Origin of the sequence: Clostridium tarantellae (genome assembly GCF_009295725.1) — a bacterium.
GTDB classification, from domain to species: Bacteria; Bacillota; Clostridia; order Clostridiales; family Clostridiaceae; genus Sarcina; species Sarcina tarantellae.
On record NZ_WHJC01000675.1, the window covers coordinates 1 to 409 of the forward strand.

General features: G+C 38.1%; 1 protein-coding gene. It reads right to left on the minus strand.

Annotated elements, in window-relative coordinates; all coding sequences use genetic code 11:
- The coding region (locus GBZ86_RS19085; protein WP_479690758.1) for a carbohydrate-binding protein at positions 1-409 on the minus strand (409 nt) is incomplete at both ends.

A 409-nucleotide genomic window follows, 5' to 3' on the forward strand; every position in this document is an offset into this window, starting at 1 on the left:
TTAAAGCTCCATTAGAAAGCATTCCCTCTGCTGCATTATACTTATAAACTGGATTACTTCCTGTTGGCACTGTTGGTGGATTCACTGGTTCTGTTGGTGGTGTTACTGTACCGGATACTAAGGTTAAAGTTACTTCTCCAAGACTTGGACCATAGTTTATTCCATCTCCATGGAACTTAATAGTGTTTGTTCCACTATTTAAATTTATTGCCACAGTAAAGGTCTTAGCATCTCCTATGAACCATCCATTAGTTGGTGTTGGAGTGTAAACTTCTCCTGTGCTTGTTCCATTTATATCTATCTTTAAGTTTCTATTAGCATCTGCTCCTATATACTTCACTGCTAAATTATACTTTCCTGTAGCTGCTACATTTACAGTTAAGGTAGTTGCACCATCACTTGGTCCTCC